This is a genomic window from Ruminococcus turbiniformis (genome assembly GCF_020687545.1).
Lineage (GTDB): Bacteria > Bacillota > Clostridia > Lachnospirales > Lachnospiraceae > Mediterraneibacter > Mediterraneibacter turbiniformis.
The window spans coordinates 15,826-31,205 of sequence record NZ_JAJEQX010000021.1; the positions used below are offsets into that span (position 1 = coordinate 15,826).

Annotated in this window: 13 protein-coding genes; 1 reads left to right on the forward strand and 12 read right to left on the reverse strand. The window is 47.8% G+C overall.

The genetic code is table 11. The features are described from left to right. Window positions 1–32 precede the first annotated feature (32 nt). From LKD70_RS11645 to LKD70_RS11695, 11 genes are all read right to left on the reverse strand, one after another. Window positions 33–977 (reverse strand): DUF979 domain-containing protein, encoded by a 945-nt coding sequence (locus tag LKD70_RS11645; RefSeq protein ID WP_227708204.1) that lies wholly within the window; start codon window positions 975–977, stop codon window positions 33–35. Then, window positions 977–1,666, reverse strand: coding sequence for a DUF969 domain-containing protein (locus LKD70_RS11650; RefSeq protein ID WP_227708205.1), 690 nt, complete (start codon window positions 1,664–1,666; stop codon window positions 977–979). Before LKD70_RS11650 ends, LKD70_RS11645 begins: the two co-directional genes overlap by 1 nt. Before the next feature lie 21 nt (window positions 1,667–1,687). Beyond that, the gene (locus LKD70_RS11655; protein ID WP_227708206.1) at window positions 1,688–5,050 is read right to left on the reverse strand and encodes a M14 family metallopeptidase; all 3,363 of its coding nucleotides are present in this window, start codon (window positions 5,048–5,050) and stop codon (window positions 1,688–1,690) included. A gap of 140 nt (window positions 5,051–5,190) precedes the next feature. Continuing rightward, the gene (locus LKD70_RS11660; protein WP_227708207.1) at window positions 5,191–8,394 is read right to left on the reverse strand and encodes an AAA family ATPase; all 3,204 of its coding nucleotides are present in this window, start codon (window positions 8,392–8,394) and stop codon (window positions 5,191–5,193) included. 1 nt (window position 8,395) lies between these two features. Next, on the reverse strand, window positions 8,396–9,544 hold the full coding sequence (locus LKD70_RS11665) for an exonuclease SbcCD subunit D (protein WP_227708208.1): 1,149 nt from the start codon (window positions 9,542–9,544) through the stop codon (window positions 8,396–8,398). Between the two features lie 304 nt (window positions 9,545–9,848). After that, window positions 9,849–10,025 carry a hypothetical protein gene (locus LKD70_RS11670; RefSeq protein ID WP_227708209.1) on the reverse strand — a complete coding sequence of 59 codons (177 nt, stop codon included), beginning with the start codon at window positions 10,023–10,025 and terminating at the stop codon, window positions 9,849–9,851. Window positions 10,026–10,047: 22 nt separating this feature from the next. Further along, the gene (locus tag LKD70_RS11675; RefSeq protein ID WP_087252739.1) at window positions 10,048–10,371 is read right to left on the reverse strand and encodes a Sec23/Sec24 zinc finger-containing protein; all 324 of its coding nucleotides are present in this window, start codon (window positions 10,369–10,371) and stop codon (window positions 10,048–10,050) included. Between the two features lie 58 nt (window positions 10,372–10,429). After that, window positions 10,430–10,633, reverse strand: a complete 204-nt coding sequence (locus tag LKD70_RS11680) for a hypothetical protein (protein ID WP_087252738.1) — start codon at window positions 10,631–10,633, stop codon at window positions 10,430–10,432. A gap of 86 nt (window positions 10,634–10,719) precedes the next feature. Further along, window positions 10,720–11,577 carry a hypothetical protein gene (locus LKD70_RS11685; RefSeq protein ID WP_227708210.1) on the reverse strand — a complete coding sequence of 286 codons (858 nt, stop codon included), beginning with the start codon at window positions 11,575–11,577 and terminating at the stop codon, window positions 10,720–10,722. A 15-nt stretch (window positions 11,578–11,592) separates the two neighbouring features. After that, entirely contained in the window at window positions 11,593–12,420 is an 828-nt protein-coding gene (locus LKD70_RS11690; protein WP_227708211.1) for a hypothetical protein, read from the reverse strand. 91 nt (window positions 12,421–12,511) lie between these two features. Next, window positions 12,512–12,823, reverse strand: coding sequence for a hypothetical protein (locus LKD70_RS11695; protein ID WP_087252735.1), 312 nt, complete (start codon window positions 12,821–12,823; stop codon window positions 12,512–12,514). A gap of 118 nt (window positions 12,824–12,941) precedes the next feature. Here LKD70_RS11695 and LKD70_RS11700 point away from each other — a divergent pair, with 118 nt between their 5' ends. After that, window positions 12,942–13,178 (forward strand): helix-turn-helix domain-containing protein, encoded by a 237-nt coding sequence (locus LKD70_RS11700; protein WP_076779142.1) that lies wholly within the window; start codon window positions 12,942–12,944, stop codon window positions 13,176–13,178. A 372-nt stretch (window positions 13,179–13,550) separates the two neighbouring features. On the opposite strand, the gene LKD70_RS11705 is transcribed toward LKD70_RS11700, so the two are convergent. Next, window positions 13,551–15,092, reverse strand: a complete 1,542-nt coding sequence (locus LKD70_RS11705; protein WP_227708212.1) for a MobA/MobL family protein — start codon at window positions 15,090–15,092, stop codon at window positions 13,551–13,553. Window positions 15,093–15,380: the final 288 nt, after the last annotated feature.

The window sequence follows — 15,380 nt, forward strand, 5'->3', positions numbered from 1 at the left end:
CACAGACTGCAAAGCCTGCAGCCTGTCAGACTTTATTTCAGCGCGATCATGTACACGATCTGCACTACGATCATAATCAGTGCCGGCAGCACCTGATTTTTGATTACGCCCATGCGGTCTTTCATGTCAAGCATGGCCACTGGAACAATATTGAAGTTCGCCGCCATCGGCGTACAGAGTGTACCGCAGTAACCGCATGTCAGCGCCACCATACCGACCACTACCGGGTCTGCACCGTATGCAAGCACAAACGGAGCTCCGATGCCGACAGTCATAACAGTAATTGCCGCGAACGCATTTCCCATAATCATCGTAAATAGCATCATGCCGATCGCAAAGACTACGATTCCTACGTTTACATTTCCCGCGGGGATTACATTTCCCACAATGCCGGCAATTACGTCGCCGACACCCGCTGCGGTAAATATGGCTCCCAGACTCGCCAGAAGCATGGGAAGCATACTTAACGGTCCCACAGAGGAGAGCAGACGCTCAGAGTCATTTAAAAATACTTTCGGCTTGTTGTCCCGGGAGTAAAAAGCCAGAATAACAGCAGACAGAATCACACCAAGTCCGCATCCTGTCAGAGCTCCGATTGACGGAATCAGCGCACAAATAATCGCACAGATACCGATCATAAGAGCAGGGATGAATATTTTCATTCCGATCTTTTTGTAATTTCCATCCACTTCTTTTTCTGTCGGAGCAGAAACCTTTCCGATTTTCACCTTCTGAAGGATCGCCGGAATAATCATAATAATAATGATAACGCCGTTGGCAGCCGCCGGAATCCAGCGTCCGAACGCGATCACAATACCGAGAGCCGACCAGAAGATACACGTACCTGCCGGAGACGGATTTTCCTTGTCGCGTAAATTTTTCACTCCTGTATAGATTGCCATGAGTCCCATAAAAATATAGATGACTTCAAGCATCTTTGTTCCTATGGTGATGGAAGGATCTGTAAAAAAAGCCATTATTTCTTTCCTCCTTCACTGCCATAGTATTTTTTTGTAAGTTTTTTGTCTTTCAGATAATAGTAAACAATTCCTACAATAAGCGCGATAATTCCGATCGGGATCTCCACGGTCGCCAGATCCAGAAGGTTTGTCTCATATCCGAGAGAGCTTAAAGTAGACTGTACAAGAAGCGCTCCTGAACCGCCCACAAACAGCACCTGCCCAAAAAACCATGTAATGTTTTCCATACCGGACGCCATTCCCTTTAACTGCTCCACGTGCTCCTCGTTCGGCTTTTTCCCGGAAGCCTCGACAGCTCCGGTCGCCATCGGCATGATAATCGGACGGACGAATCCGGCCACACCGCCGAAACTTACGTTAAACGCCGCAAAAATCATTCTCATCACACCGTACAGGCCGATTACCATACCTGCCGATGCCCCTTTCACCTTTCCGATAAGATCTGCGGCTGCCTGTTTCAGTCCGTTTCTCTCCAGCGTTCCGGTTACAAGCATTACGATAATGAAAATCGCCATACTTCTGTTGTCTACAAAGGACTGGCCAAGCGTAGTCAGAAGCCCCTCCACGCCAAGTCCTCCTACCAGCGCCGTCACAACTGCGGCACAGGCGATAATCAGGATCGAGTCTTTCTTCAGCGCAAATCCCACGATTACGATGAGAATACCGATCAATTTCAAATACTCCATTTGTTTTTCCTCCATTCCTCTTTATTTATCTATCACAACCGGACGTCTGCGGATCATTTTCAGCTCCATATTTTCTCCGTCTTCGCTGAATTTCTCGTCCACAACACAGATGCATTTTTCCGTAAGCATCCGGATTGTTGCCTCATCATGGACCACATGGGTCCCTGCGCACAGGTTCAGATATTCCCCCTGCGCGGTCTCATCCGCCACCTCGCTTGTGTAGGCCACCGTGGTGATCCACGGAAAACGGATTGACGGATACCGGTGTCCCGGATCGCTCTGAAACGGGATCCAGTAATTGATCATTTCTTTATAGTAGTCTGCCGGAAACAGCCCGGGCATCCATGCATGAGCATATGTCTCGAACTGTTCCGCCCACTCCCGGTTCCACCGCGCCATCTCGGGAACTTCGCCCACCGCATCCGCGATGATGTCCTCCATGGCTTTGTTCACCGCATAGCTGCTCCGGTATTCCGGATCAGAGACATACCAGAAATAACCGTACAAAAGCGACCGCGGCAGCCAGAACCCTTTGTATGACGGCGAAGTATACCCCGAAAACTGCTGTTCCCACTCATGGGTCGGCACTCCGTGATTGTCCACAACAATATCGGGAAGCGCTCTTTGCCACAGTCTCGTAAACCCATACGCTTCTGTGTGGATCGTGTCCTCGTGAAAGTATTCATTGTAGAACTCTTTTCCCACTGCATTGAACCTCGCCACATGAAGCTTCCAGTACGGATTCTCTTTCTGCAGCTTATAATGAAGAGCCGCGCCGTCCACATTTTCCTCCGGGATCAGAATCAGATCCAGCAGATCCGGAAGGTCTCTGTATTGATCCTCTGTCAGAATTTTCCTAAGCAGCAGGAACGCCGCATTTGTGGAGGATACTTCGTTGGCATGGTGCCGCGCGTTGATGATAAGCGACGGATGCGACGTCAGACGCTTTGTCCTCGACACATACCCTTTATCCCGCGGGAGAAGCTCGATAGCATAGATCTCTCTTCCCTCGTAGGAAACCCCGGCACGGAATACGGAGATGCCCGGCACATGCTTCAGTCTGCTGATAATTTTCAGGTAATCCCGGTAACCGATCACCTGATTTTCCATCAGATCAATCTCTGTGATGGAGAGGTTTTTCTCCGGCTCACACCACGGGACAACCGGCACCTCCACGCTGAAGTCAGATGCCGTTCTCAATCGCAGAATATCAACGCCCGAGAGCGCTGCACATGTCTCATTCATTCCCCCTCGGATAAGCTCAGCCAGTTTCTCCGCACAGTCCGGCGGGACATTTGTCCGGAGTGTCACCACGTTCTGCCCGTTTTCCACTGTGAGCGATTCCATAAAGAGCTCTGTCTCTTCCCTCCGGCGCGTCGGCTTCCAGACGCCGTCCTCCGTCTCAACACAGAATCCGTCTTTTTCCCGGTCATAGAGAACCACCCGGAACTGCGGTCTTCCCTTTTTCTTCCGGATCACCGGGAGAATCAGTCCCGGAGCATCGAGAATCTCTCCGCTCTTTCTCAGTCCGTAATTTTTAAAATAGTCCGAGCCCACAAAGTACAGATCCTCGTGAAGCGCATCCAGTGACGAGATCAGATCCTCTCTGGAATCCAGTTTCTCATCCGGCTCACTGGCTTCAACTTCCAGAACCAGACTTGAAAAAAGAGGCTGGTCCGCAGGATGGACTCCTCCCGGGTGTCTGCTTTCGATATAATTCATGCAGTCCGGAAGCACACTGCGCTGGTAGACGTCCCATATCTGTTCCAGATCCGTGCAGATCCGCTCATCCAGCACGCATTTTCCATTGATAAATGCGCGCACATAACCGGTGGACGGATGGACCTTTCCCATATCCGGAAACGCGTCCAGATACGGGCGCTCCGAGTACGCCGTCCTGTACGTCCCGCGAAAAACTTCTTTTCCCGCGGCGTCCCAGGCGGTACACAGATAAGTCGGCTCAGCCTCAGCCCCTTCGGCTCTCTGATCCGCCGCTCCGGCTTCTTCTTTTTCAAGGCGGCGGAAGAGCACATTTCCGCTGTCTGTGCCAAGACGCCTTACGATCTCATCTTTTATGGGGTAGAGTTCCTGAAGGAAACGGATCGGAAGATCATACCACGCCTCCGGATTTCCCGCTCCCACATTGTTGTAAGACGGAAGTGCCCCGTTTTCTTCGTCCCTTTCTTCCGCTCCCTCCGGAAGGAAGGGACGAAATGCCGTCTCCACCCGGACAGCCCTCTTTTCTTCCAGCACCGGAAGCACTTCTTCCCTAATCCAGGAATACCCCTGCTTGTACGCGCAGAGCACCCGGCATTTTCCGATCCGGGCACCTTTTTCCTCTGCCTGTGTGCAGACCGCCTTTTCCAGCTCCCTGCGCACATCCTCATCTTCACTCAAAGCCGCCTCGAGGATCAGTTCATCCCCCTCATGCAGCAACGGATAGAGCTTTTCATCGAGGAGTCCTTCCAGGACTTCTTTTTCCCAGGAAAGAGGATAACTCTTTTCGTAAATCTTCTTTCCCGATTTGTAATTATGAAAGCGGATTACATCTGTCAGGGAACCCTTCCATCCAGATCCGTACTCTCCGGATCCGTGCTCTTCGGATCCACACTCCCGGTCTTCTGTCTCTTCCCACTTCTGCGCAAGCCAGGGCGAGACGTAGGCATCTGCCTTTTTCTTTCCCTCTGCCGCAATGACAGCGGCGAGAAGCTCCCCGTCTTCATTCCGGGCGCAGAACGTATCCGTCAGCTCTCTGAGGACACTCTCCCACTCTCTTCCCTGAGGCTGCATGGGGAATCCTCCGCAGAGATCTGAGACAAATGTCTCAAGTTCACGTCCTCTCCCGGCGATTTTCACCCGTTTCGAGTCCCCGTCTTCCTCGTAAAAAATACCGCACTGCGGCGCATCTTCAAAATAAATTATATTTTCCGGTTCGAGGCCCTTTTTCACTTCTTCAATATAACGTACTAAAGTGCCGGAGTATGCGGTCGTCTCCATACCGAGACGAAACGCAAGATTACACGCCGCTGCAAGCGTCGGGCTGTCAGGGTTCTCCGGAATACCGATCACCGCGTCAAGCCTGTCCGCAAGGCCGTCCTGATTCTCATCCTTTAATAAGAATCCCGGAGAGAACAGTTTCTCCAGCCCCTTTTTCTTCCTCCAGTCAGACTCTGGCAGAATCCCCGGCGCGTCTGATGCAGCCCTGTACTCTTCCGGCATCTCCTCCGGGCGGGCCTTTCTGCCGCTGCCTGCTGCCTTACGCTGTCCGCTGTTCCGCTCTTCGACAGTGTCCGGCAGTGATCCGGAAACATACACCGGAAACAGAGCCACCTCCGTATAAAAACCCTCGGCGAAGGCACGGCGCACTGCTTCTTTTCCTCTCATCTTTCTTCCTTTCAGATATACAGTTGTTCACGTTTCACGCATATAATATTATGTATTGTATCATCCGACTCACTTGTTTGGCAAGAGTGTGTCAATTGATCTGTCAAGCACAATGTCAATCGATCTTCCTAAGCGCAGTGTCAGCTGATCTGCCAGCGCACATGGCTTCCTCTCTCATCTTTGCTGACAATCAGCTGATCTTCGATCTCCTGCTTCAGCTCTGTCACATGAGAGATAATTCCGATCATTCTTGATCCGCCTGCCATATTTTTGAGAATCCTGACTGCATTTCCCCTGGAGTGTTCGTCCAGCGATCCAAACCCCTCATCGATAAACATCATGTCCAGATGAACGGACGCAGCGCTCTTCTGAATCTGGTCCGCCATCCCAAGCGCAAGAGAAAGCGCCGCCATAAACGACTCTCCTCCGGACAGAGTTCGCACCTCACGCTCTTTTCCGGTCACTGTCGAATAAACCATCAGATCAAGCCCGCGGTTCTTTCCTTTTCCAGCCTGACTGATATCGCACATGCGCAGTTCAAACTGCCCTGCCGACATCTCGCTGAAACGTCGGTTCGCCGCGCGCAGAATCTGTTCCAGATAATAGCGCTGCACAAACGTCTCAATATCCATACGTGAGCCGGTTACATTTCCGGAGAGCAGACTGTAAAGGTCATCGATCCGCTTGTGCTCTGCCATAACCTTTCCCCGCTCTTCCATAACCGGCCTGAGGGCATGGTATACCGCTTCGTCCGACCGCAGATATTCTCTGATCTTCTCCTGATGCTCCTGCGCTTTCTCCATCCGTTCTTTTGCGCCGTCTCTGGCAGCGGTCAGTTCATCCGCCGACGGACGCCTGCGGCTATTTATCACTTTTTGAGCCAGTTCTATCCTGCCTGCCGCAGCCGCTTTTTTCTGGCGGTAGCTGTCGATCCGTTCCCGAAGCGCAGCGGTTTCCGCCTGCTCATATTTTCCGGTCAGCGCTTTCCATTCCTGCTCCGACAGATCTTTTTCTTCCATCTGATTTTCGTACACATACTTTCTGTCCGCACTCTCTTTCTCCTGAACAGGGATTTCTGCCCGGTAACGCTCCATCAGAGTCTCCGCGTTCTCTTTCGCTGATTTTGCCTCCTGCTCTTTTTCCTGCGCCCGGCGGTATTCTTTCTCTGCACGGGTCTTCTTCTCAAGAGCGCTCTGCCTTGCTGCCGCTGCCTGCTCTTCATCCTCATACTCCCGGGAATCCTCAAGTTCAGACAGAGACGCCCGAATCCCAGCAAGCTTCGTCATTTCCTCAACCAGGCTCTGCTCCGCCTGTTCGGACAACGTTTTCAGCTCCGCCTTTTTCCCTTCTATTCCCAGCAGGTTTTTCTGAAGTTCTTTCCGGATCTTAATCTCTTCTGCAAGTCTCCTGCCCTCCCGGTCAAGAGACTGCCGCCAGAGCAACAGCCGCTCTTCCGCTGCGGAGATTTCTCTGTCCTTCTGCATAGCAGAGATGTCACCGCTGTCCTTAAATCTCTGCCAGAGCTTCTGAACCTTTTCCTCCCTGTTTCTTTCCTTTTCCTGCAGCAGGGCCTGGGCCGACTGTGAGGCAGACGCAGCCTTCTCCTGTTCTGCTCTCAGACGGTTCACCTCTTCACCGAGTTTATCGAGGGATTCTCTCGTAATCTCCCGGTGTTCCTCATCGAGTTCGCATGGATGCGGATGTTCAAGAGAGCCGCATACCGGGCATGGCTGCCCCGGCTTCAGCTGTTCTCGGGCAATAAACCCGGCCTGTGTGTTGAGAAAGATTCTCCTCACCGATTCATACTCCGCGTGCTTCTCCTCATAAATACTGCTTGCACGGGCAAAAGCCTGTCCCGTTTTTTCTGCTGCCTCACGCTGTTCTGCCGCAGCGTTCTCTGCCTCTTTTGCCGCCGTGATATCCGCCGCAGTCTCATCCGCCTTTGCACACTTCGCCTGCCACCGTTCATAAGCAGCCTCCGTTCCGGACAGTTCTTCAGTCTTTTGCCGCCATTCCCGCTCGTTTTTCTCACACTGCTGCAGAGCTTTCCCTGCTTCGGCAGACGCCTGCTCCGCTTCTTTGCAGCGCCGGACAGAATCCGCCTCCTCGTTCCGCATTTTCTTAATTCTGCGCAGTACGCCAAGCGCGTTTTCGACCCGCTCATCAACTTTCGTGAACTGCGCCGTCTCAAGCCTGCAGATTTCATCTTTTTCCTGCGCTTCTTCTCTTCTTTCTCTGTGCTTCTCCACAAGATTGGGATATGATTTTTCCAGCTCGGAAAGCCTTTGTTTCGTCTCCTCTGCTGCGCGGACAGAATCCATATATCTGCGGTAAACAGCCTGAATCTGATATGCATCGTCAATCTGTACAGCCAGCTCCGCTGCCGCGTTCATATCCGGCTCTGCCTGAAGACATTCATCCAGTTCCCTCCGTGCCTGCTCAAGCTCCTCAAACCGGGCAATCAGCTGCATCCCCTCTGTACATTCATCCCGCTTTGCCAGGTATTGCGCGTTCGCCTTAGCATACACTTCAGATGCACTGTCATACTGCTTTTTCAGCGAATCGCAAAGTGCAGACAGTTCATCCAGAAAATGCTCCATCTCCACCACGGAGAGTCTGTCAGAACCTGTAATGCGTCTCTTAAGATCCGTAATCTCTTCCGCCCGCTCCCACGTCTCCGGCACCGCCGCATGAGACACTTCTGTCTGGCACACAGTCCGGATCTGGGCGATCTCCTGCTGTTTTTCCTTTCTCCTGCGTGCAAGTTCTTCCACGATTTTCCCGTAAATCTCCGTGTGAAACAGTTTTCGGAAGATCACTTTTTTGTCGTCTGATTTCGCCCGGAGAACTTCCATAAACTCTCCCTGCGCAATCATGGCCACCTGCCTGAACTGACTTTTCGTAAGCCCTGCTATCTCTTCAAGCTTCCGGTCTGTCTCTTTCGGCGGGTATTCCGTACCGTCCGGCAGGATCAGAGAGACACTTCCACTCTCTTCTTTCAGGCCTTTCCCCCTCTTCAGCGGCCGGAAATGTCTCGGAACGCGGCGGACCATATACACAGCTCTCTCCGCAACAGAGTCGTTTCCCTCAGAAAAGACAAGTTCCACGAACGGTTCCACCCCGGACTCCACATACTGGCTCTGGAGTTCTGTTCCGTCCTTCCTGTTCGTACCGGAACTGGCCTCGCCGTAGAGCGCAAACACAATCGCGTCAAAGATGGTTGTCTTGCCCGCACCTGTATCCCCGGTAATCAGAAACAGATTCTGATTCGTCTTCTCAAAGTTGATCTCCGTCTTCTGCCCGTAGGAGCCAAATGCCTGCATTGTCAGTCTCAGCGGTCTCATCTCACATTCCCTCCTGTACTGTATTGATCACATCGCGCAGAAGCTCCTCTTCTTCCGCATTTACATTTTTCAGGAAAGAACAGCACAGCTCGAAAGGATCCAGCTCCTCCTCCGGGACATATTCTGCGCTGTAATCCGCTGTCCTCTCTGTTTCCCTGCGAATTTCCAGAAGGAATGGAAACGCACTGCGAAGCCTGTCCTGCATGTCAAGCACATCCAGATCTACCTTGTCAGTGAGAATCACTGTCGTAAAATCGGCGCATGCCTGCTCAAGCACCTCTCCAAGGCTGCCCCTGACAACACGGATCTGACGGAGCGGCGTAAGAGGAATCACTTCTGTCCTCACATCACCTTTTTCTCCCATCTCGACGGAAATGATTCCCTTCTGCTGTCCCGCCTCGCTGACAGAGCAGGCAAGGGGAGTCCCGCAGTACCGGCACAGCTCGCCTCCCACTTTCATCGGCTTGTGGATATGGCCAAGCGCCGCATAGTCAAACGCTTTTAATATGTCTGCCGACACTTCATCGATATTTCCGACCGTGCGGATCTCCGAATCCATCCGCTCCACTTCTTCTGCATTTTTCCCTTTCGGAAGATAGAACTGATGGCTGACAATCACATTTCTCTGTGAATCATCAATCTCCTCCCGCTCGATCAGACGGCACAGTGTGTCATTGTAAGACAGGCTGTTTCCGTTATCATCCGTCCCCACAACGAGCCGGACCATAGACGGCCTGACAAAGGGGAGGAGATAAAAGTTCACGTCGCCGTACTCGTCAGACAGAACCACCCGCTCGATGTGTTCCTCCTCTGTTCTCGGAGGAAGACCGATCATGTACACATTTTGCCGCGAGAGAACACTGCGGAAACAGTTTAAGCGGGAACCGCTGTCGTGATTCCCGCTGATGAGCATGATCCGCGTCCCGGGGAGCGCGGATGTCAGCCCTTCGATAAAATGATCGAACACTTCCACCGCCTCCGCCGACGGAACCGCTTTGTCATAAATGTCTCCCGCTATGACAACCGCGTCCGGCTGCTCGCGCAGGGCAATGTCTGTAATCTGCTGTAAAATATATTCCTGATCTTCTTTGAGATCACGGTTCATAAGCTTCAGACCGATGTGAAGGTCTGAGAGATGGAAAAATTTCAATTGAGTTCCTCCCTGATTGCGCTGTTGTGTTTTTTCTTTGCAGGATTAGTATAGCATGGAAAGATACCAAAATCAAAAAGCCTCCCAGAACAAATGTCCTGAGAGGCCATGCATCGCCTTGCGGCGTTGTGAAGCGTATGCTGTTGTATTTGATTAACGTTTGGGTAACCGAAAATGGCGGAAATACGGGGATTCTACAGGGATTTGTTGCAGATGCGTTACAAACCGTCGAAGACTGAATGCGATTGAGGACACCTCTCTAATTAGTTTCTTTCAACCCGTTTCATTCTTCACAAATCCCCTGTTACCGGTTTAACACTTTAGAAATAATATCTCCAAAAAATCCTATTGATGCTTTCCTATCAGCCAATGCCTCTGCTAGAGTGTATTCTCCATAAACTCGCTCAACATCTTCTTCCTGCCACACGTCACCTATTTCTTCCATCTCTTCAATAAATTCTTCAACATCTCTTTTATCCATATATAATTATCGCTCCTATTCTTTACCAAACATTATCCTTGGTAATGTCATTAACATATCCACATTCTGTACATGTCCATTCATTATCATATGGATTAAAATTCAATTGATCGTTTAAATATGCACCGCACTCATCACAGTACCAGTCAATCTCTAATGTTTTTTCAACATTCCCATGTTTATCTAACTGCAACTGGTCGCCATGAATTTCGTATCCACACGAAGAACAAACCCAAAGCGCTTCATCTTCATCCCAGTAGGCGCATGCATTACATACCGGGCATTTAACTCCATCAGAATAATCCTTATTAGACAAAGCATCCAATAAACTTTCAAAAAAGCTCATTTTTCACCCCTACGCTTTCTCTTTTATTTTCTAAATACAACGATAATCACATAACCTATTAATCATCAAATATTTTGCAACTTGTTTTACACTGAGGATATGGACCTCCACATGCAGCACAACCTTCTGGAACATAATTTTCATCAATATCATATGCATATTCTGAATAGTCACAATCTGTACATTCATAATAGCATACACCTTCATCCCAATCTTCAGTTATAATGATATCTCCACCGCATTCTGGACACACATCTGGCATACCACTTTCCTCCTTATACTTAGAACATATCTTTCCAAAGCAACATGTAATCTTTGGATTTTATAAAAATAATATTGATTATAAAGCTAATACCCAATTTCCTTTAATGCTTTAGCAATTTGATCCTGATTAAAACCGTAATACTGCATCATCTCTGTTATTTGGCTTTCCGATTCTCCAACGCCATTCTCTTTTGCGTAAAGAATAGCCTGATAGTCCCAATCAACATCTATATGATCCACAGCAAACGTGGCATCTTCTATCGAATATCCATCAAATCCAACCAACACATCATTGATTAAAAAATCACGTCCGCAATGCCAATTTTGTATTTCTTGATACGCTTTTAGAACCGCATTTCTCTGACTGGTTGAAAGTTCTACCGTATATTCTTTCGATTCTAATTCTTTGTTGCAAACAGTACATTTTTTAATCTGCTTTCCAGGAGTTATAATTGCTTGTGCTGAAATACTATAATCTTCTTTTACTTCCCATTCTCCCGGAGTATGTTCTACTTTATCAATAGTTTCCACTATAGTCTTCTGGCATCGTGAACAAACAGCTTCTTTTTCTCCTTGTTCACTACATGTGGCTTCTTTTACTACTGTATACTCTTCTAAAACATGTCCTAAAGCTTCCCCTTGCGTTTTACCACATACGCTACATATTTTAGGCATTTCACAAGTAGCTTCTTCCCATTTGTGTCCTAAGGCTGTCCCTTTCGCCTCCCCGCAAGCACTACATATTTGCGGTTCTTCACATGTCGCTTCTGTCCATTTATGCCCTAATGGTTCGCCTTCCGTTTTGCCACATATACTACACGTTTTAGCCGTAGTACAAGTGGCGTTGTCCCATCTATGATAACACATATAAAACAGAATGCCTGAGATGCCAGCTACTATTATTACTAAAACAACAGCGATGGTTATTTTCTTTTTATTCATTTCATCTCCCAGTCCTTATTGTGCAGGAACATCAATCATATAATTTGTAAACATCAAATCATAATTATCACTATATGCATCCGGTAATATAAACTGGAAAGCAACTCCCTGTTCGATTGCCGGGAAAATGAGCGTTCCTGAAGAACTTGTTCCAGCCATAACTTCATAAGACAGCTCTGAAAGTTCAGGACTGTTATAAAGTGTCTGACTCATAGTATCCTGATCCATTTGTTTTCCATCTATAAGTAACTTGGCCGAATATGTTCCACATGAAAAATTGTAATCTGTTCCATTATTAATCGTAACATACACTCTTGTTTCATCTTCAGCATATTCCACTTTATCTACCGTTACTACTATTCCATTTTGATCTTGACTAACCGCAGGACTTATTTCCGCTATTGTAGGAACAACAATCTCCATATAAGATCCTTTTGTTACTGTTGCATCAACAATAAGCGGACACTCAACACTGCCACCAAAAGCATTTTCTCCAGAAAATGTTCCATCAATCTTACCGTCAACCCAAACATAATCCTGATTCTGAATTCCATCTGCTGCATCAGTATGAGCAATAAAATTTTGCGTATAATTTTCAACGTCATGCCATGCTTGAATTGCCGTCGTCTCACCGTCTGTTTCCGGTGCATCCAGTAATTGCCCGCTTAATTTTACATATTTGCCGACATATTCTTCTGGATTTGTAAAAAGACTATCGATTTCTGATTCCTCAAGATAAACAATTTCTTCAGGTTCTTCTTGTTTTTCTCCTCCGCCACATCCGGTCAATACACTAGCCCCCATCGCAAACAAAAGTGCCGAAACTAATAATTTCTTTTTCATATACTTACATCCTCCTTCTATATTTGCCTTTTTGCAAATTCTAATTCTTATTATTATCTTATCATATCAGATAGCCAATTTATAGTAACACTTATACTATTTTCTTTTCCGGTGTTATCTTTCTTTCTATATTCCTAACCATATCCACCATCAGCAATATTCCTGCCTGCAGTCCAATCTCCATATACACGCTGGCCGTCTCGCTGCTGAGTTCATTACACAGATCCAGCAATTCTGAAGTCGGGTTTTCATCATACTTTCCCACAGTCTTTTCAAATCTCATATAAATCTCATCCAGCCGTTCCTCATAACTCCTGTCATCTTCATCCGGTCCCAGGCCAAACAGAAGATAATCCGCAACTCCCCTGATTGTTGCTCTCTCAAATATTTTATCTACATGCATGTTCTGCCCATCCTTTCTCTATTACGAAACATTTCTCTATTACGAAACATTATAATCTCAATACTGCATACAATCAAGATATATTTCTTTATTACGAATTTTCAGGAGTTATACAGATATGCAGAAACTCAGACCGGATATGGATATCGGCCATAATATCCAACGATTAAGAAAAGCTTCAAATATGACGCAAGATCAGGTAATCGCCCGCCTTCAGCTCATGGGAATTGAAATATCCAAAAGCACCTATGCCAAAATTGAAACCAACCGAATGAATATCAAAATCAGCGAGCTTGTTGCGCTCAGCAAAATTTTTGACTCGGAAATTTCTGAATTTTTCAGCGGACTGATTTAAACGATTTGACATCCTCATCTTACTTTGCTAATATAAGTATAGAAATAGGCACTACCGATAAGCGGTTAGTCCAAAAATGAATTAGTTACAAAAAAGTAACCGCACACTTTGGCTGAGGGGCGGTTACTTTTTTGTGTGATCTATATACGCTATCAAGATCGTAACGACAATACCAAGTATCATCAAAACGATGGAGAGCATTTCGAAATCACTCATAAGTTTGCCCTCCTTTCCAAGATTTCTCTTTGCAGAGATTTCTATGTAATCAGAGGGTTCAGTCCCTCTGTCGAAGGACTAACCGCCTACCGTTCTCTGGCAGTGCCTGATTTGATTTTATCAGAACATCCGTTCTATTTCAACTGCTATTTTTCTTTACAGACAATCTCTGTCATATCCCCGTTTCTTTGTTCGCTGTCTCTTTTCCATCTCCCTTTTCTTTTTATCCAACTGCTCCAGTACACTTTGCCGCTCCGCCCTCTGTTCCGGCTTATTACTTCGGATCACCAGATACTGTTTTTCCGGAACGCTTTTCTGATTCCATTCTTTCTGCCTGTTGCGGATTTTATTCAGTTCCTTCATTGCAGCTGCATATGCTTTTTTCACTGTCAGCGCATTTTCATATCCATGCAGTCCAGGTATTCCGGCGAGTGTAGCCTTCGCTTTTTTCAGTTCCTGCTGTTTTCCGGCAATCTTCTGATCCAGTTCCCGCTTTTCTTTTCCATGAAACCATTTCCCGTCAATATCCTTCCGTTCTTTCTCCATCCGGATCAGAACTTTCTCGACAGCATAGATCCTCTGCTCTGCTTTCTTCATCTTCTGCAGAATGTTATCCAGCCTCATTACTTCTGCTTCCTGCTCTGCTGAAGATGGTCTTTTCCCTTTTGCAATCTCCGGCAGCGGCGCCGGCGTCACATCAAATTTCAGGTCACGGTGAAATATTGGCTGTCCATTCTCGTCATATTCTGCATTCCGGAGTTCTTTGATATACTGGATAAAACCCCGCAGCTTTCCAATCGCCTTTTGCAGGATCGTCCGGAAAATCTCCGGTTTCCACCCTGACCTTCGGATGGATTCTGCCGCCGGATCTGTGATCTCTTTTTTCTTTGCAAAGCGCAGTTCCTCTTCGGTCACGCCTTCCACTACCGCCCGGTCTACCATGTTGTTCCACTCCTGCCGGAGATAATTATCGATCCGTATCTCCTCTGCTTTCGGATTATTTTTCCCGATCTTTCTGGTGGGAAGATACGGACTGTTCTTATCAAACACCTTCAGTTTCTCCGCCGGATCCTGCACCAGTTCATTGATCAGATCCGTATAGAAATATTTCATATCCTCTGTAAATTTTTTTGACTTGAATTCCGGATTCTTCGGCTGGAAGAAATGCTTTTCGTAAACCTCTCCCTTTTTGATGATCCTGCAGCCGGAACGGATTTCTCCATTTTCATCCAGGATTTCTTTCTTTGTCCGGACATGTTTCCCTGTTTCATCGTAAAACATATTTCTTGAAGCGATCTTCTCCACCGGCTCATCATAAGCTTTTCTCTCTGAAAAAATAAGATGGATATGAAGATTGGTTTTCCGTTTATTGTGGTGAAGGGCGCTTGCCACAGCCACGCCGTACCGTTCCACAAATTTCGCAGTAAAATATTTCAGCAGCGTGTCATGATCATAATGGATCAGGCCAGGCGGCAGCATGATGATCAGTTCCCTGGCCTCAATACATTTTCCTTCCGTTCCGCTTCTGGCAAAATCCGCCTGATTCTCCTTTGACAGATACTGCCAGAATTTCGGATCCGCACTGGTATAGGCAGCATACAGATTTTCCTGCCGCTTTGGATCCGAGATATAACGTACCCTGCCCCGGACGTGAGGCAGTTTGACCGTCTGGATAAAACAATTCTTTCCATTTGCCATACATCTCCTTTCCGGCGGTGGTACGTCAGAAATGAACCAGTCTTTCGGTTCTGAGCCGCCCTGCGGGGCGTCCCGGCCCGACGCAGTCGCGAAATATACAGAGTGCAGATTGTCAGATCTGCGCGATGGGTGTATTTCGCTCTCAAGCGCCGAGGGCTTGGTTTCCGGCGTATCCGCCTGTTATTTTATGCCCGTATCCGGGCTGTTTCCTTTTCTCTGGTTTTTAACTTTCAAAGTTTTTTTCATCCTGTTTACAGGTTCTTGTTTACAGATTTCTCATTTTTTGTG